This is a genomic window from Bradyrhizobium sp. AZCC 2230 (genome assembly GCF_036924495.1).
Classification (GTDB): domain Bacteria; phylum Pseudomonadota; class Alphaproteobacteria; order Rhizobiales; family Xanthobacteraceae; genus Bradyrhizobium; species Bradyrhizobium rifense.
Window position 1 is genome coordinate 20,026 of record NZ_JAZHRS010000001.1, and the last position, 15,891, is coordinate 35,916.

Genomic DNA, 15,891 nt, shown 5'->3' on the forward strand with positions numbered 1-15,891 from the left:
CTGAATTGCGCGGTGGCTGCTAGGCAAGCCGGCCCAAAAGCGCGGCAGCGAGCAGCGTGGCGCTGAAAGCACGTGTGATCAACATGAGCACATTCTCGCGTCTTCGCTGCTGAACCATCATGTTGATTGCCGCAAGGACGGCGATCCATGAATGCCTAGTGTGCAGCGAGTCCGGTCTTCGAGCAGCGCGGATGATCCAGAGGGCCGATTGTCAACGCATCCGTCGCAGCATGTCATTCGAACAGAAGCCTGACGGGGGCTGATGCGATCCCGCCGATCACGAATTGCGCATGTCGTAGGCGGTTCGCTCGCCAGACGGCAGATGTTTGCCCAGGCGTAGACCTCTAGGCAGATCAGTTTGCCATATAATCGGTCAGAAACCACAAGAATTCCACCAAAACTAAGCCAATTTTAAATCTGGCACGGCTTCTGCATGACCGTTTTGACCGATTGGGCTATTACGTCAGAAAAAGGGGAATGTCGATGCTTCCGAAATTTGACCGTCGCCACTTTCTAATGGGTGCGGCGGGAGCCGCGGTTGCCGCAGGCTACACGCAGATCAATCCAGACTTCTTCATCTCCGAGGCACACGCGCAGGCCGGCAAGACCATGACCTTCCTGTCGGCCGAGAACATCACCGGCAACTGGGATCCGACCGCGCACACCACACTTTCGCAGAAGAACATCGAAGGCTTCGTGATGGGTTTTCTCACCCGCACGCCGATGAAACTCGATAATCCGGGCGAGGTCATCTACGAGCTTGCAACCGACATCAAGCTGCTTGATCCCAACCGCCTGCAAATCAAGCTGCGCGAGGGCGTGGTGTTCCACGATGGCAAGCCGTTCAAGGCGGAAGACGTCAAGGCCACATTCGAATACGGATCCAAGCCTGATCGTCCGGCGCAATGGTATCCCGGCCCCAGCGAAACACTGAAGATCGAGACGCCCGACGACTACACCGTGATCGTTGACACCTCGAAGGGCGGCTATCCGGCGCACCTCTTCACGTTTCTCGCCGCCTTCCTGCCAATCATGTCGGCGAAGGATATCGCCGGCGGGCCCGGTGGTGTGCTGTCACAGCGGCTGAACGGCACGGGTCCGTTCAAGTTCGTCGAGCAGCGCGGCAATGATACCGTGATGAAGGCCTTCGATGGCTACTTCAAGGGTAAGCCCGCCGTCGCAGGGATCAGCTTCACCTTCACCGGCGACTCCACGACACGCATGCTCTCGCTGATGAACGGCCAGGCCTCGATCGTCGAGCGGCTGGAGCCGGAACAGGTCGACACCGTCAAGGGTAATCCCAATATCCGCATCAACCGGGTGGTGTCCGTCGAGAACAAATATCTCTGGTTCCGTTGCTCCAAGCCGCCCTTCAACGATCCCCGCATCCGCCTTGCCGCCTGCCATGCGATCAACCGCGACCTCATCCTGGAGGTGCTGGGCTCGGCGGGCCACGCATCGTCGAACTTCGTCTCGCCGGTGAAGTTCGGCTACGTCGACCTCGAAAACTATCCGAAGTTCGATCCGAAGAAGTCCCAGGCCCTGCTCGCCGAAGCCGGTTTCCCCAACGGCAAGGGATTGCCGGCGCTCGAATACATCACGTCGGTGGGTTTCTATCCCAAGACCAAGGAGTACGGCGAGATCATCACTGCGATGCTGAACGAGCAGGGATTCAATGTCAGCCTGACTGTGCTCGAGCCCGCCGCCTGGAACGAGCGGCTATACCATCGCCCGGGCGGCGGACCCGGTCACATGGTTGATTGCGGCTGGTCGACCGGTTCGCCCGAGCCGGACCTCATTCTGCGCACGCATTTCCACTCCTCCTCGCATCGCATCTGCGGCATCGAGGATGCTGCGATCGATGCAAGCCTCGACAAGGAGCGCAGCGCCTCGACGCTCGAGGAGCGGAAGAAGATCCTCCAGACCGAGACGATGCCGTTGCTCGCCTCGAAGATGCCGGCGCTCTCCTTGTTCACCTCCGTGATGATTCACGCGATGCAGAAGGATTTCGAAGGCCTCTATATCTATCCGGATGGATCGATGGATGCGTCCAAGCCCGTTGCCTGACCATGACTGGCTGCTGCGTGCCGCCATCGTGCGGCGCGCGGCCCGCCATGTTCTTCACGGAGCCTAGGCATGTTCGTCCTAAATTTCCTCATGCGGCGTCTGGCTCAGGGCGTCCTGATCATCTTCCTCGTCTCGCTGCTGATCTTCACGCTGTTGAGGGTCGTACCGGGAGATCCGGTGCGGCTGATGGCGGGCGGAATGGCGCCCGAAGCCCTGATCGAGAAGATCGCGACCGACATGGGCTTGCGGGACCCGATCGTGGTCCAGTTCGGGCGCTACATCGGCGGCGTCGTGCGCGGCGATCTCGGGCAGTCCTTCGTTCGGCCCGCGAATGGGGCCGCCACGGGCGGGGCGACCTTCAACGACACGACGCGCGGCGAACGGGCGCAGGTTCTGAGCCTGATCCTGGAAGCACTGCCGATGACGCTGCAGCTTGCCGCGGTGACATTGGTGATCGCCCTGGTGTTCTCCGGCATCGTCGGAATTGCCGGAGGTCTCGCGATCGGGCGATGGCCGGACAAGCTGGCGTTCTACATCTCCTCGATCTTCATATCGCTGCCGAACTTCTGGCTGGGAATCGTTCTGGCGCTGCTATTTTCCGTCAAGCTCGGATGGCTGCCCGCGATCGGCTACAGGGGATTTGCCTATACGATCCTTCCGGCGATCGTGCTCGCGGTCGAGCTGTCGCCCGTCCTGATCCGGACGCTCGTGAGCTCCGTCTCGGCGCAGATGACGGAGCCCTATGTGGCGGTGGGACATGTGCGCGGCCTCGGCCGGGGGCGCATCATTGCGAACCATGCGCTGCGCAACGCTTCGGTGCCGCTGCTCAATCTGCTCGGGATTCAGTTCTCGAGCCTGCTCGGCGGGGTCATCATCGTCGAATACATCTTCGACTATCCCGGCCTCGGCCTCCTGACCATCAACGCGGTGCTCCAGCGTGACTTTCCGCTGATCCAGGGGATCGCCATCGTGACCAGCGCTATCTTCGTGCTGATCAACATCATCGTCGACCTCGTTGCCACCACCATGGATCCAAGGCTCGAATACTAAGGCTCGAATATTGATGTCCGTGACCACAGCCGCCGGCGGGCCGATCGCGCACAAGCCGGCCCAGCGCTCCATCGCCCGGCGTATCTTCGACAAGGCGGCATCCACGCCGGGGTTCCGCGTCGGCCTTGGTATCTTCGTCGTCCTCGCTCTGGCCACTGCACTTTATCCAGAACTGAGCAGCATCGATCCGACTAAGATGGATGTGAAAGCGCGCCTGCTGCCGCCGCTGTTTCTCGGCAACAATTGGAGCTGGGCTCATCCGCTCGGGACCGACCAGATCGGCCGCGACATGCTGGTGCGCTCGCTGGTCGGCCTGCGCTACTCCTTTCTGATCGGGGTTGCATCCGTTGTCGTCATGCTGGCGATCGGCTGCGCGCTCGGCACGATCGCCGGCTATTTCGGTGGACGGACCGATGCCGTCATCATGCGACTGACCGACGCGCAGTTGTCGATCCCGATGATCATCCTTGCCATTTCCGTGCTGGGCGTGTCCCGGCCGACCATCCCCGCGATTATCGTGGTGCTCGGCGTCTCCAACTGGCCGGTCTATGCGCGCATCATGCGCAGCATCGTGATGACCGAGCGGCAGCGCGAATATGTTCGTGCCGCGAAGATCGGCGGATCGACAGACGCGCGAATCATCCTCACCTTGCTGCTTCCGTTGCTGCTGCCGCCGGTGCTGTTCACCTCCGTGCTCGACGTGGCCCGCATGATGATTTTCGAATCGACGCTCGGCTTTCTCGGGCTCGGGGTTCAGCCGCCGACACCGACCTTCGGCAACATCATCGCGGATGGGCGGAAATATCTGCTGAACGCGTGGTGGATCGCCACCATGCCGGGCCTGTTCCTCGGATTGACCCTCACCAGCATCAACCTGATCGGCGCTTCGCTCGAGCGCGCGCGCAACACGGTCCATGGAGGTGGAGAAGGATGACGCAGCCGCTTCTCGCACTCAGGAATCTGACGGTTGCCGCCGGCCGCGCCGGTTCGGCGAAGATCATTCTCGACAGCGTGTCGCTAAGCCTCGCGCCGCGCGATATCGTCGGGGTGGTCGGCGCGAGCGGCTCCGGAAAGACCGTGCTGTCCAAGGCCGTGGTCAACTGGCTGGAGCCGCCGCTGGCGAAGCGGTCCGGCGAGGTCCTGTTCGAAGGGCGCGATATCTATGCGATGGGCGGCGCGGACATGCGCAGCTTGCGCCAGCGGATTTCCTATGTCGGCGCCAATCCGATGGGCGCGCTCGATCCCACGCTGCCGGTCGGTGCCCAGATCGTCGAGAAGATGCGGGCGGTGGTGCCCGGCGTGTCGCGGCGCGATGCCGAGCGCCGCGTGGTCGAGCTGCTCGATGCCGTTCGCATCCCGTCCGCGTGCAACCGCTTTCACGACTATCCCTCCCAATTCTCCGGCGGCATGATGCAGCGCGCGCTGATCGTTGACGCGCTGGTGACCAATCCGGCGCTGCTGGTCGCCGACAACGTCACGCAACCGCTCGACGTCACGGTCGCCGCCCAGGTGATCCGGCTGATGAAGGAGCTGACGACGAGCTTCAACACCGCCGTCCTGTTCGTCTCGTCGTCACTGCCGGTGGCGCGCGAAGCCTGCTCGCGGATTCTGGTGATGGATGGAGGCCGCATCGTCGAGGAGCAGTCGACCGAGGATTTGATCGACAAACCCGTCTATCCCTATACGAGAGAGCTCGTGCGGCAGACCCCTAGGATATGGGGCGAGCCGGCCGCGACGCCCCCACTGAACGACCGGCGGGAGGTGGTTCTCAGCCTGCGCGATGCGTCGCAGATCTACAAGGTCAGGAAGAAGGCCGGTTTCGGCGGCGTCAATCTGGTTCGCGCCGTTCGCAACGTCACCTTCGACGTTCGCCGCGGCGACAGCTTTGCCATCGTCGGGGAGTCCGGTTGCGGGAAGTCCACCCTGATGCGACTTCTGTGCAGGCTCGAACTGCCGAGTTCGGGACAGATACTCTGTTCGGACCAGGATATCGCAGCGCTCAAGGGCAAAGGTCTGCTCGCATTTCGCGGTAGGCTCCAGATGGTGCTACAGGACCCGTTCGGCTCGCTGCCGCCGCGGACCTCGATCGGAAAGATTCTCGAAGATCCGCTGCGAACGCACGGCTGGCGCGACAAGGCGAGAATTCGCGAGCGCGTCCTGAAAGTGATGGGAGAGGTCGGGCTGCCGGCCGAACTCTACGAGGAGCTTCCGCTCGGTTTGAGCGCCGGACAGCGGCAGCGTGTCAACGTCGCCCGAGCGCTCGTGCTCGAGCCGGAAATCCTCATCATGGACGAGACGCTGTCGGCGCTCGACCAGGCCGAGCAATTCAAGCTGCTCGATCTCTTCCAGAAGCTTCAGAAGGAATACGACCTCACCTACATCTTCATCTCGCATGATCTTGCGATGGTGAGGAAGGCCTGCAATCGCGTGGCGGTGATGTATCTGGGCGAGGTCTTCGAGCTCGCCGACAATGAGCGCCTCTTCTTCGACCCCGGACATCCCTATACGAAGGCGCTCCTGAGCGCGATGCCGACGCTCGAGCAGCGTCGCTATCGGCCGGAGGAGTGCTTGCTGGAAGGGGAGCCGCCGAGCCCGCTCGACATCCCCGATGGCTGTAGCTTCAGGTCCCGCTGCCCGCAGGCCATGAACAAATGCAGCCGCGTTCAACCCAGCCTGACGGTGCGCGAACGACAGGATTTTGCCGCCTGCCACCTGATCGTGCCGCCCGCGGCTTCCGGCGACACCGGCGCGGCGTACCGTACCATGAGGAGGTCATGAACAAGAAGAAGTGCCGCGAGGCGGCCGGAAGTGCCGAGGCAATCGGGGAACGCCCATGAGCTTTACGGAGCATCGCCTAGAGTTGATCCGCGACCTTTTGCGGCAGATGCAGCGTGTCCACGTCAGGGATCTCGTCGATCAGTTCAAGGTCAGCCAGGAATCGATCCGCCGCGACCTCCGCGAGCTCGAGACGCAGGGCTTTGCCCGCCGGGTCTATGGCGGTGCCGTGCTCGACCGCCAGGAGAGCGACCAGCCTTTTGCCGAACGCCTGCGCGTCGGCGCAAGGGAGAAGGCCCGGATCGGAGAGGCGGCAGCGGCTCTGGTCAAGGATGGCATGAAGATCTTCGTCGACGAGGGGACCACGGCGCTTGCGTGCCTGAAGCATCTCGAGACCCGCAAGGATCTCACGATCGTGAGCAATTCGCTCGCGGTGGCGGCCCAGTTCTACTATTCGGCGACGCCCAGCGTCCGCGTGCTCGGTGGGCGGTTGCGTCCCGACTATCAGGCGACGTTCGGCCCCGAGACGGCGGCGGCAATGAAGGAGCATTTCTTCGATCTCGCCATCATTGCGATCAGCGCCGTCCATGCCGAGCGCGGCTTCATGGATTACGGCGAGGACGAGGCGATCATCCGCCGCGTGGCGCGCGCGCAAGCGAAGCGCTCAGTCATCGTCGCGGACAGCTCCAAGTTCGGCCGACTCGGCTCGATCCATACGTTCGGTCTGCAAGACGTCCACGCTGTGATTACGGGGAGCACCCTGACCAAAGACTTCTCCGACCAGTTTCTCAAGTCCAACGTGGAGATCATTTATGCCTGACATCGTTCCCGAGCGCGCTACCATCAATCCATCGCGTCTCCAGGCGATGATGGACGAATTGTCGGTGTTCGGCGGTGGGCCCGACGGATCCATGACGCGTCTCTCTCTCTCGCAGGAGGACGGAGCGGCGCGCGATTGGCTTGGCCGCTGGTTCGCCCGGAACGGTTTCACCGAGGCCGTCGACGCCATTGGCAATCAGTTCGGGAGCCTGTCGCTGGCCGGTGCCAACGCGCCGGTAGTCATGGTCGGATCGCATATCGACAGCCAGCCCAATGGCGGGCGCTTCGACGGCGCGCTCGGCGTCGTCTCGGCCTGCGAAGCGGTGCTTGCCGTGTCGGAAAGGCTGAAGGCGGAAAAGAAGCTGCCGGTCTGGAATTTCCAGGTGGTGAACTGGACCAACGAGGAGGGCGCGCGCTTTCAGCCGAGCCTGCTGGGAAGCAGCGTGTTTGCCGGTGCTCTCGAGCGCGAATGGGCGCTCGACCGCAAGGATGGCGATGGGGTGACGGTGCGCCAGTCGCTCGCGCAGATCGGCTATGCCGGCAAGGATACCGTGGCGATCCCGAGTGCGTTGATCGAACTTCACATCGAGGGTGACAAGGCGCTGTTCGAGGCCAATGAAAAATTCGGAATCTTCACCCGGTTCTGGGGCGCGACCAAGTATCGGCTCGCCTTCCTCGGCCGGCAGGCCCATACGGGGGCAACGCCGATGGCGCAGCGCAAGGACGCACTGCTCGGTGCGGCCTACCTCATTGCTGATCTGAAGCAGATCGCAGGCGAGCACGGCCTTGACCTGCACACATCCGTTGGCCGGCTGGAGGTGTTTCCGAACTCGCCCAACACGGTCTCGTCCGAAGCCGTGCTCTTCATCGAGTTGCGTTCGGGGTCGCCGGAGGTTCTCGCCGCGGCCGAACGGAAGATGAAGCTTCGGATGGAGGCGGCGGCGGAGAAAGCCGGGGTGACATTCGAGGTGAGGGCGATTGATCGTCGCAAGGCCGGCCGGTTTGCGAAAGGGCTGATCTCGCTTGCGGAGCGAATTGCCGCAAGTTTCGGCGAAACGGCGCGCCATCTCGATACGATCGGCGGGCACGATGCCGTGGCGATGTCCAGCGTTTGTCCCTCGGTCGTTCTCGCGGTCCGCTCACGCGACGGCGTCATTCATCATCCGACCGAGCTCACGAGCGCGGCAGACCAGGCCTTCGGGACGCAGGTCCTTGCCGACATGCTTTACACGCTTGCCAGCGAGGGACTGCCAGCGAACGAGGCCGCGGCATGAAGACGCTTGGTCATCCGGATACGGTCATGGAGATGCGCGCTGAACGCGCAATCAGGAACCTGCTGGTCACCGACGCGGCCACGGCTGCCTACGCGGCATCTGCTTTCCCGGTGGCTTCACCATCCTACCACGCAGTCGAGGCGACGACATTCAATGTGGCGCCCGACGGTATTAACGCAAGTCTGTTTCTGCGGCTGGCGAACGACGAAGTCGCCGAACTCGTCGACGACGAAATAGCCTTTGTGGCGGCGCGACGTCTTTTTGGCCTGGGGCTGTCGCCCACGCCGATCGCGCGCGCGCCGGCGGAGAGGGCCGTGCTGTTCGCGCGCCTCCGCGACGGCTGGCGTACGGCGAAGACCGATGATCTGATGCAGGAAGGCGCCGTGGCGCGGCTCGTCGACATGCAGAAGTTGATTGCCGCTGGCGAACCGTTGGGGCGTCCCTGGTCCGTTTTCGACGGAATCGATCGGCTTTGGCCGCTGGTCTCGACGTCAAGCGCCGTGCTTCCCGGCGACGTGAACTGGATGCTGGCCTGGATGACGCCCATCCGGGCGGCGATCTCTGCGGCCGGTGTCGACCCGAGACCCGCGCACGGCGACCCGCACTCCTCCAACGTGATGCTGGGTCCGGACGACTCCATGATGCTGGTCGACTTCGACATGGCTGGCGACATCGACCCTTACTATCAACTGGGAGTTCAGATGAACGAGCTCTATCAATTCGAGAGCCAGATGAAGCCGCTTCTGGAAATGCACGATGGCCAGTTCAGCGAGAAGGCCTTTAGCCGATGCCGGCTCTATGCAGCCGCCGACGATCTCTACTGGGCGCTTCGGAGCCTGTTGCAGGATGTCCGTTCGCCCGTGCAGGGCGTGGAGTTCCTGAAGTACGCGGCATGGCGCTTCCTGCGCTGCCGGATGCTGCTCGGACATCCCGGCTTTGAAGAGCGGGTACGATCTCTCTAGCGAAAGTGGGACAAGATGATGATGGAGGTAGGGGCGGGCCGGTCCGACGCCGAACGGGCGCTGGAGGCGGCCATCGTGCAGGTGGATGCCTGGAAGGGGTCTCGCCTGACGTACAGGCCGGTGTCTGGGGGCATCAGCAACACCAATTTTCGTGTCGCGGTCGAAGGCGACCCGGTCGGATATTTCGTCAAGATACCCGGCCGTGGCACTGAGATGTTCATCGATCGCCGCGCGGCGCGGGCCGCAAGCAAGCAAGCGGAGATCATGGCGGTCGGGCCCCGGACCTTCGATTATCTGGATCACCTGGACATCGAGGTGTCCGAGTTCCTGGACGACCGACGAGCGTCGACTCATCGCGATTCCGTCGACCCGCGGTTTCGCGCCAACGTCGTCAGGATGTATCGCCGTTTTCACGAAGGCCAACCGCTCCCGCTGACCAAGACCGTGTTCGACATGATCGACGAGCATGACGAGCAGGTGCGACAGCTTGGCGGCTACTGGCCGGAAGATCATGCGTGGCTCCATCGTCAGTACAGGCAGGCGCGCGCGGCCCTCGAAGCGGCCGGCCTCGATCTTGTGCCCTGCTTCAACGATCCGATGCCGGGGAATTTCCTCGTCGGGGAGGACAGGTCGATCAAGCTGATCGACTTCGAATATGCGTCCAACAACGAGCGGCTCTACGATCTCGCGATCTGGAGCGGGGAGCACTTCTTCTCCGAGGATATCGAACAGGAGATCATCGAGGAGTATTTCGGCTCCTGCAACAAGGAGTGGCACGCGCGCTTCATCGTTCACAAGGCGCTCGCCGATATCAAGTGGAGCACCTGGGCGATGGTGCAGAACCGCATCTCGACGCTGGACTTCGACTTCTACAAGTACGGCATATGGAAACGCATGCGGGCCCGCTCGATCATCCAAGATCCGCGATGGCCGCTGTTCCTGAAGGCGCTGTGATGGCACACCCAGCCGTCGCGGCAGACGATGCCGACGTCTACCTGTCCTTTGCTGCCGAACTTGCTGATCTGGTCAGGCCCATCGTGCTGTCCTACTTCCGGACTCCGCTGGAGGTTGTTTCCAAATCCGATGACAGCCCAGTGACGATTGCCGACCGCACTGTTGAGCTTCGTCTCAGGGAGAGGATCGAGCAGCGCTTTCCGGAACATGGAATCATCGGGGAGGAGATCGGCGGCAAGCCAGGCGGCGCCTTCACCTGGATCGTCGATCCCATTGACGGCACCAAGAGCTTCATCACCGGCTTTCCCCTGTTCGGTACGCTGATTGCGTTGACTTATCAGGAGCAGCCGTTCTGCGGCTTGATCGACGTCCCCTTCACGGGGGAGCGGTGGACAGGAAAGCCGGGGCAGGCTCTGTTCGGCACCGGATCGGCGCGGACCAGCGCGTGCGAGCGAATCGCGGATGCGCGCTTCTACACGACATCGCCCGACATGTTCGCCAATCGGAGCGATGCCGAGGCGTTCGAGCGGATTTCGCGCGCCGCGAGATTGCGCCGCTTCGGCGGGGATTGTTACATCTATGGCTTGCTCGCGTCAGGGCACTGCGACATCGTTCTCGAAACCGGCCTTCAGCCGCACGACTACATGGCACTGATTCCGATCGTGCAGGGCGCCGGCGGCTGCATCACGGACTGGGCGGGACGTCCGCTAACAATTCGGTCGGTAGGGCGTGTGTTGGCGTCTGCCACGCCAAGGCTTCATGCGGACGCGCTCGCTCTGATCCACGGGTAGGGATTATGCAGTACAAGACAACCATCGACGGGACGGTCTATCGCTTTGCCGACCTCAAGGATCTCCTAGCCAAGGCGACACCGGAGCGGTCGGGCGATCAGCTTGCCGGCGTTGCCGCGGAAGGACCGGTCGAGCGGCTTGCTGCGCAGATGGCGCTCGCGGATCTGCCGCTCAAGGCCTTCCTCGCCGAGGCGTTGATCCCGGCCGAGACTGATGAGGTCTCGCGCCTCATCATGGAACGTCATGATAAGGCTGCCTTCGCCACCATCTCATCGCTGACTGTCGGGGAATTCCGCGAATGGCTGCTTAGGCCGGAGACGGCGCAGCGCCAGCTTGAGGCGGTCACGTTCGGCTTGACGCCCGAGATGGTGGCCGCGGTCTCAAAGATCATGCGGTTGCAAGACCTTATTTCGGTGGCGTCCAAGCGGGAGGTGATCACGCGATTCCGATCGACGATCGGCCTCAAGGGACGGCTTTCGACACGCAACCAGCCAAACCATCCGACTGATGACTCCCACGGCATCGCGGCGTCGGCGATCGACGGCCTTCTCATGGGATCGGGTGACGCCGTGATCGGCGTCAATCCCGCGACAGATACCGTGGATGATTATATCCGGATGGTTTCGCTGCTGGACGAGTTGCGCGCGCGCCTCTCCATTCCAACGCAAACCTGTTGCCTCGGTCATGTGACGACGGCGATGAAGGCGATTGCGGCGAAGGCGCCGGTAGATCTCGTGTTCCAGTCAGTCGCGGGATCGCAGAAGGCTAATGAAGGCTTCGGGGTCAGTCTATCGCTGTTGAGGGAGGCTCATGAAGCCGCGCGTGGCCTCCGTCGCGGTGCGATAGACGCCAATCTGATGTATTTCGAGACCGGGCAAGGTGCAGCACTCTCGGCCGAGGCGAATTTCGGCGTTGATCAGCAGACCATGGAGGCCCGCGCCTACGCGGTGGCGCGCGAGTTCAGCCCCCTGCTGGTCAACACCGTCGTGGGCTTCATTGGTCCGGAATATCTCTTCAACGGTAAGCAGATCATTCGGGCCGGCCTCGAGGATCATTTCTGCGGCAAGCTGCTCGGCCTGCCGATGGGCGTGGACGTCTGCTACACCAACCATGCGGATGCCGACCAGGAGGACATGGACGCGCTGCTGACGCTGCTTTGCGCGGCCAACGTCAATTTCGTCATCACCGTGCCCGGTGCCGACGACGTGATGCTGAACTATCAGTCGCTCGCACATCATGACGCGGTGTATTGCCGCGAGACTTTGAAACGGCCGCCGGCACCAGAGTTTGAACGATGGCTCCTGGATATCGGGTTGATCGACGGGGCCGGTCGTCTGCTGGAGGCGCCGCCGAAGCTTGCGGGCTATCTCGCCGATGCCCGACTGCTCGGAGCCTGAGATGGCGGATGAACTCGATCGAAAGTCAGCGGCATCATTCGATCTCCGGGAGATGACCCAGGCACGGGTGCTCCTTGGCCGGTTCGGCGCAGGGCTACCGACGCGGGCGGCGCAGTCGTTCCTGCTCGATCATGCGCGCGCCCGGCAGGCGGTCTGGTCCGAGGTCGACTGGGCGTCGGTTCGAGCGGGATTGGTCGATCTCAAGCTGAGAATCGTCGAGGTCGAAAGTCAGGCGAGCGACCGTGCCACCTACATCCGACGTCCGGATCTGGGTCGAAAGCTCTCGTGGCAGGCGACAGAGCGCCTCGCCGACATCCGCTCGGACTATGACGTCCTGATCGTCGTTACTGACGGATTGTCTGCCAGCGCGATCGATACAAACGCCGTGTCGCTGGCGCGGGCCATCGTTGCGCACCTTTCTGTACGGCAACTTACCATCGCTCCCTTGGTTCTGGCATCGCATGCGCGCGTCGCGCTGGGCGATCCCATCGCGGAGATCGCCGGTGCGCGGATCTCGATCGTGATCATTGGGGAGCGGCCCGGCCTTTCGGCCGCCGACAGCGTCGGTGTCTATGTGACCTGCTCGCCGCGGCCGGGCACGCCCGATTCAAGAAGGAATTGCATATCCAACATCCGCAACGGAGGGCTCACCGTCGGTAGCGCGGCGATTGGGGTGGCGTCGTTGGTCGTGGATATGCTGAAAACAGGCATCAGTGGAGTTGGATTGAAGGATGCCTCGATGGGATTGCCGCGCGACTGACGCGCGGATACCTACTGTCGACATACCCCCCGTGGAACCATCGCTTATCCTGCGGCACGCGGCTCCGATCGTGGCGGGTCGAGGGGCACCTCTGATTTGTGAATACCTGGGCCATCCGCTCCGATTGGTTGCCTTAATTGGGCTCCAACTAGCTCAAACTTGCCCATGATGGATTGGAACGAGAGTTTAAGTTTTTCAATGCGTTAGGGAGGCGTCGTGTGCACGGGGCGTGCACCGGGGGATCAAGAAAAATAAAGTTAAAGGTAGGTGCAGGCGGTCGGCTCGTCGCGACCCGAAGAAGTTTATGTGGCCAGAGAGCAGGGTCGCGAGCAGAGTTATGCATACGATGCGAGCGCCAATCGCGAGTTCGGCGTCGGGCTCATCGAGCGATCATATCGACTGCTGCCGTCCAGGCCTTGCGATAAGAATCAAGGCCGGGAATCGAAATCGGAGCGACGAGACCCGGTTCCGTGATCCGGTAAGAGGGGGGCCATTGCGCTAGCATTGCGGCGCCGCGTGCTGTGCCGGCGGCGTCTTCCGCCCCAAAGACGCGCTGCGTCAGTCGCAATGCGCCGAGAGTCTGACAGAAGGGAAGATTGCCGGCGAACGTCCCTTCGACGATGAGATCTCCATCGGTTGCTCCCATCCGTGTCAGCATCAGATCGCTGACCAAAGCGCAATAGAGCGTCGCAAGCGCGGTTCGATCGCGCCTTGCGACTTCGCCTTGGATAGCGCCTTTAGTCGTCGCGTAAGGTCCACCATGGCCGGAGAAGCAGGGTAGGGGCATTGCGCCGGAGGCGATGACGCGCTCGATGCCGCCAGGATCTGGGTTGCCGCCGCCGCCCGCAATGACGGCGTATTCGCGTCCACCCATGAAGCGTCCGCAGGCGATCGGTCGAGACAGCGCGTCGACGTTGGCAAGCGTGTCGTCGCGAGGATCGAGTTGATCGAGCGAAAGACCCACGCACATCAGGATCACCCAGGTGCCGGTCGACAACACGGTGAACGGCGCCTGGCGCGAGACAAGGTAGGGCAGAAGTGAAGCGTTGGAATCGTGGATACCGCAAAAGACTTGCGTTTCAGGCGCGAGCGCGGTGAGCGCCGCGATTTCAGGCTTAATCGGACCGATAGGATCGAAGGCGCGGCTTAGCGGCGGTAGCAAGTGGTCGACGCCGAGACCTTTGACGAGGCTAGAGGCCTGTCCCCGCCGCGGCGCCCAGAGATCAGTATGAGCGCCGAGGGTAGTGACTTCAGAGACCGCAACGCCGCTCAAGCGCCAAGTCCAATATTGCGGATAGCCGACGAAATGCCTCGCTCTGGCGAACAGGTCCGGACAGCGCCACTTCTGATACGCGAGTTGCCGACCGAGATTGAGGCCGGCGGGCAGGTTCGGCGACAGGCTCTCCGCAAAGGGTGGCCGCAGCCGGGCATAGTCGGACTCGATCGCTTCGACGCCCGTGAATTCGTAGTCCATGACCGGAGCGGCGAGATCGCTCTGGCCGATCAAGGCGCCGGCGGCGCCATGCGCGGTCGGAACGATTGCACCGATCTGATACGTTCGTGCGGCCTCACGAAGGGCATCGAGGAAGAAGCTCCACGTGTTCTCAACGTCTTCGTGCGGGTAGGGCGGGCCCGGCCGAATGCGGTTGGGCGCCGACTTTTCCCAGAGAAATCGGCCATCGTCGAACAAGGCAAGCTTTACGTTGGTCTTGCCGACGTCAAGGACTGCGACCGTTTGGCTCATCGTCAAAGCTCACGGCAGATGGACATCGACAAGCAACATCATCACCCTGTCATGACCGGCTCGTTGCGGCCATGACAGCGGATTACAAAGTGCGTCGCCCGACCACGTTCAAGGGTCGGTCGACGAGCCCAGATCAGAAATCAAAGTCCTTGATGTTCTGCTTCGTGAAGATAAAGGGCGACCCAAGCAGGATCTCACTGCCATTGACCACGTTCAGTTTGCCGAGCTTGCCCGCGTCCACCGAGGTCGCGCCGGGCTTCAGGCTACCGTCGACGACGGCGCGCATCACGTGGGTCGCGGCATAGCCGAGATCGACCGGGTTCCACAGCACGACCGACTTGACGCAATCGGCATTGACATACGGCTTCATCGCATTGGGCGTGGCGAGGCCGACCACCGCCACCTTGCCGCAGAGCTTGGCCTTGGTCACTGCTTCCGCCGAAGCAGGCGTCGCAACCGAAGTCATGCCGAACAGGCCGGCGAGCTTGTCGCCATGCTTGTTGATCAGCGTCGTTGCCTGGTTGAAGGACAGGTTATTATCCTCCTGCGCCTCGACCGTTTCGAGCCATTTCAGCTTGGGGTGGCACTTCTGCGCATAGGCCCACATCTCGGCGATCCAGCGCGCCTGGTTCGGCGTCGTGAAGGTCGAGGTGACGATCGCGAAGCTCTTGTCCTCGCCGGCCTCCTTGGCCATCGAGTCGATCATAGCCTTGGCGATGCCGTTGAACTCGGCCTGGTTGACAAACCATTCACGCGCATCCGGCGTCGCGTTGGCGTCATAGCCGACGACATGGATGCCCTTCGACAGTGCCTTCTTCAGGACCGGCGCGATCGCCACCGGATCGTTTGCCGCGAAGAGAATGCCGTCGACGCCGCTGGTGATGTAGTTGTCGATGAACTTGATCTGCTCGTCGATCTTGGCTTCAGTCGGGCCGTCGGTCTTCACCGTGACGTTGCCGAGCGCCTTGGCGGCGTCCTGCATGCCTTTCGAGGTCGCGTTGAAATAGCCGATACCGATCAACTTCGGCACGTCGACCAGCGTGATCGGTTTGCCGGCCTTGTCGGCAGCATTGGTTGCCCGGCCGCCGTCATATGGCTTGGCACCGGGTGCGGCGTTAGCCTCGCCAGCCGAACAGGCAAGCGGATTGACTGGCAGGTCGTCCGCGCCGTCCCATCTCTTGTCTGCCGCCGAGACGGTTCCCGCCAGCAGCGTCGCGCCGAGGAATGCAGCAGCTAATCCGAGTTTCATTTTGTTTCCTCCCTTGTTGAAGCCGCTTTTTTCGCGGCCAGTTACGCCA

General features: G+C 62.3%; 13 protein-coding genes. 11 read left to right on the forward strand and 2 right to left on the reverse strand.

From position 1 onward, the window contains the following. The first annotated feature begins 483 nt into the window (after nt 1-483). From V1280_RS00100 to eutC, 11 genes are all read left to right on the forward strand, one after another. Nucleotides 484-2,067 (forward strand): ABC transporter substrate-binding protein, encoded by a 1,584-nt coding sequence (locus V1280_RS00100; RefSeq protein WP_334517897.1) that lies wholly within the window; start codon nt 484-486, stop codon nt 2,065-2,067. Between the two features lie 69 nt (nt 2,068-2,136). Next, a complete protein-coding gene (locus V1280_RS00105; protein ID WP_334517899.1) occupies nt 2,137-3,117 on the forward strand; it encodes an ABC transporter permease in 981 nt (326 codons plus the stop codon). A gap of 13 nt (nt 3,118-3,130) precedes the next feature. Next, complete coding sequence (locus V1280_RS00110; RefSeq protein WP_334517900.1) at nt 3,131-4,051, forward strand: ABC transporter permease; 921 nt, start codon at nt 3,131-3,133, stop codon at nt 4,049-4,051. Next, entirely contained in the window at nt 4,048-5,895 is a 1,848-nt protein-coding gene (locus tag V1280_RS00115; protein ID WP_334517901.1) for an ABC transporter ATP-binding protein, read from the forward strand. Before V1280_RS00110 ends, V1280_RS00115 begins: the two co-directional genes overlap by 4 nt. A 55-nt stretch (nt 5,896-5,950) precedes the next feature. Then, entirely contained in the window at nt 5,951-6,712 is a 762-nt protein-coding gene (locus V1280_RS00120; protein ID WP_334517902.1) for a DeoR/GlpR family DNA-binding transcription regulator, read from the forward strand. After that, nucleotides 6,705-7,985 carry a Zn-dependent hydrolase gene (locus tag V1280_RS00125; protein ID WP_334517903.1) on the forward strand — a complete coding sequence of 427 codons (1,281 nt, stop codon included), beginning with the start codon at nt 6,705-6,707 and terminating at the stop codon, nt 7,983-7,985. The genes V1280_RS00120 and V1280_RS00125 overlap by 8 nt, the downstream gene beginning before the upstream one ends. Further along, nucleotides 7,982-8,947 carry a phosphotransferase gene (locus V1280_RS00130; RefSeq protein WP_334517905.1) on the forward strand — a complete coding sequence of 322 codons (966 nt, stop codon included), beginning with the start codon at nt 7,982-7,984 and terminating at the stop codon, nt 8,945-8,947. The genes V1280_RS00125 and V1280_RS00130 overlap by 4 nt, the downstream gene beginning before the upstream one ends. A gap of 18 nt (nt 8,948-8,965) precedes the next feature. Next, entirely contained in the window at nt 8,966-9,901 is a 936-nt protein-coding gene (locus V1280_RS00135) for a choline/ethanolamine kinase family protein (protein ID WP_334538083.1), read from the forward strand. After that, complete coding sequence (gene hisN / locus V1280_RS00140; RefSeq protein WP_334517906.1) at nt 9,901-10,692, forward strand: histidinol-phosphatase; 792 nt, start codon at nt 9,901-9,903, stop codon at nt 10,690-10,692. The genes V1280_RS00135 and hisN overlap by 1 nt, the downstream gene beginning before the upstream one ends. Nucleotides 10,693-10,697: 5 nt before the next feature. Then, nucleotides 10,698-12,089, forward strand: coding sequence for an ethanolamine ammonia-lyase subunit EutB (locus tag V1280_RS00145; protein ID WP_334517908.1), 1,392 nt, complete (start codon nt 10,698-10,700; stop codon nt 12,087-12,089). A gap of 1 nt (nt 12,090) precedes the next feature. Continuing rightward, a complete protein-coding gene (eutC, locus tag V1280_RS00150) occupies nt 12,091-12,849 on the forward strand; it encodes an ethanolamine ammonia-lyase subunit EutC (RefSeq protein ID WP_334517909.1) in 759 nt (252 codons plus the stop codon). A gap of 379 nt (nt 12,850-13,228) precedes the next feature. On the opposite strand, the gene V1280_RS00155 is transcribed toward eutC, so the two are convergent. Both V1280_RS00155 and V1280_RS00160 read right to left on the reverse strand, forming a co-directional pair. Beyond that, nucleotides 13,229-14,593, reverse strand: a complete 1,365-nt coding sequence (locus V1280_RS00155) for an FGGY-family carbohydrate kinase (protein ID WP_334517910.1) — start codon at nt 14,591-14,593, stop codon at nt 13,229-13,231. 133 nt (nt 14,594-14,726) lie between these two features. After that, nucleotides 14,727-15,842: an autoinducer 2 ABC transporter substrate-binding protein gene (locus V1280_RS00160; RefSeq protein WP_334517911.1), complete on the reverse strand. Its 1,116-nt coding sequence runs from the start codon at nt 15,840-15,842 to the stop codon at nt 14,727-14,729. Between the last annotated feature and the right edge of the window lie 49 nt (nt 15,843-15,891).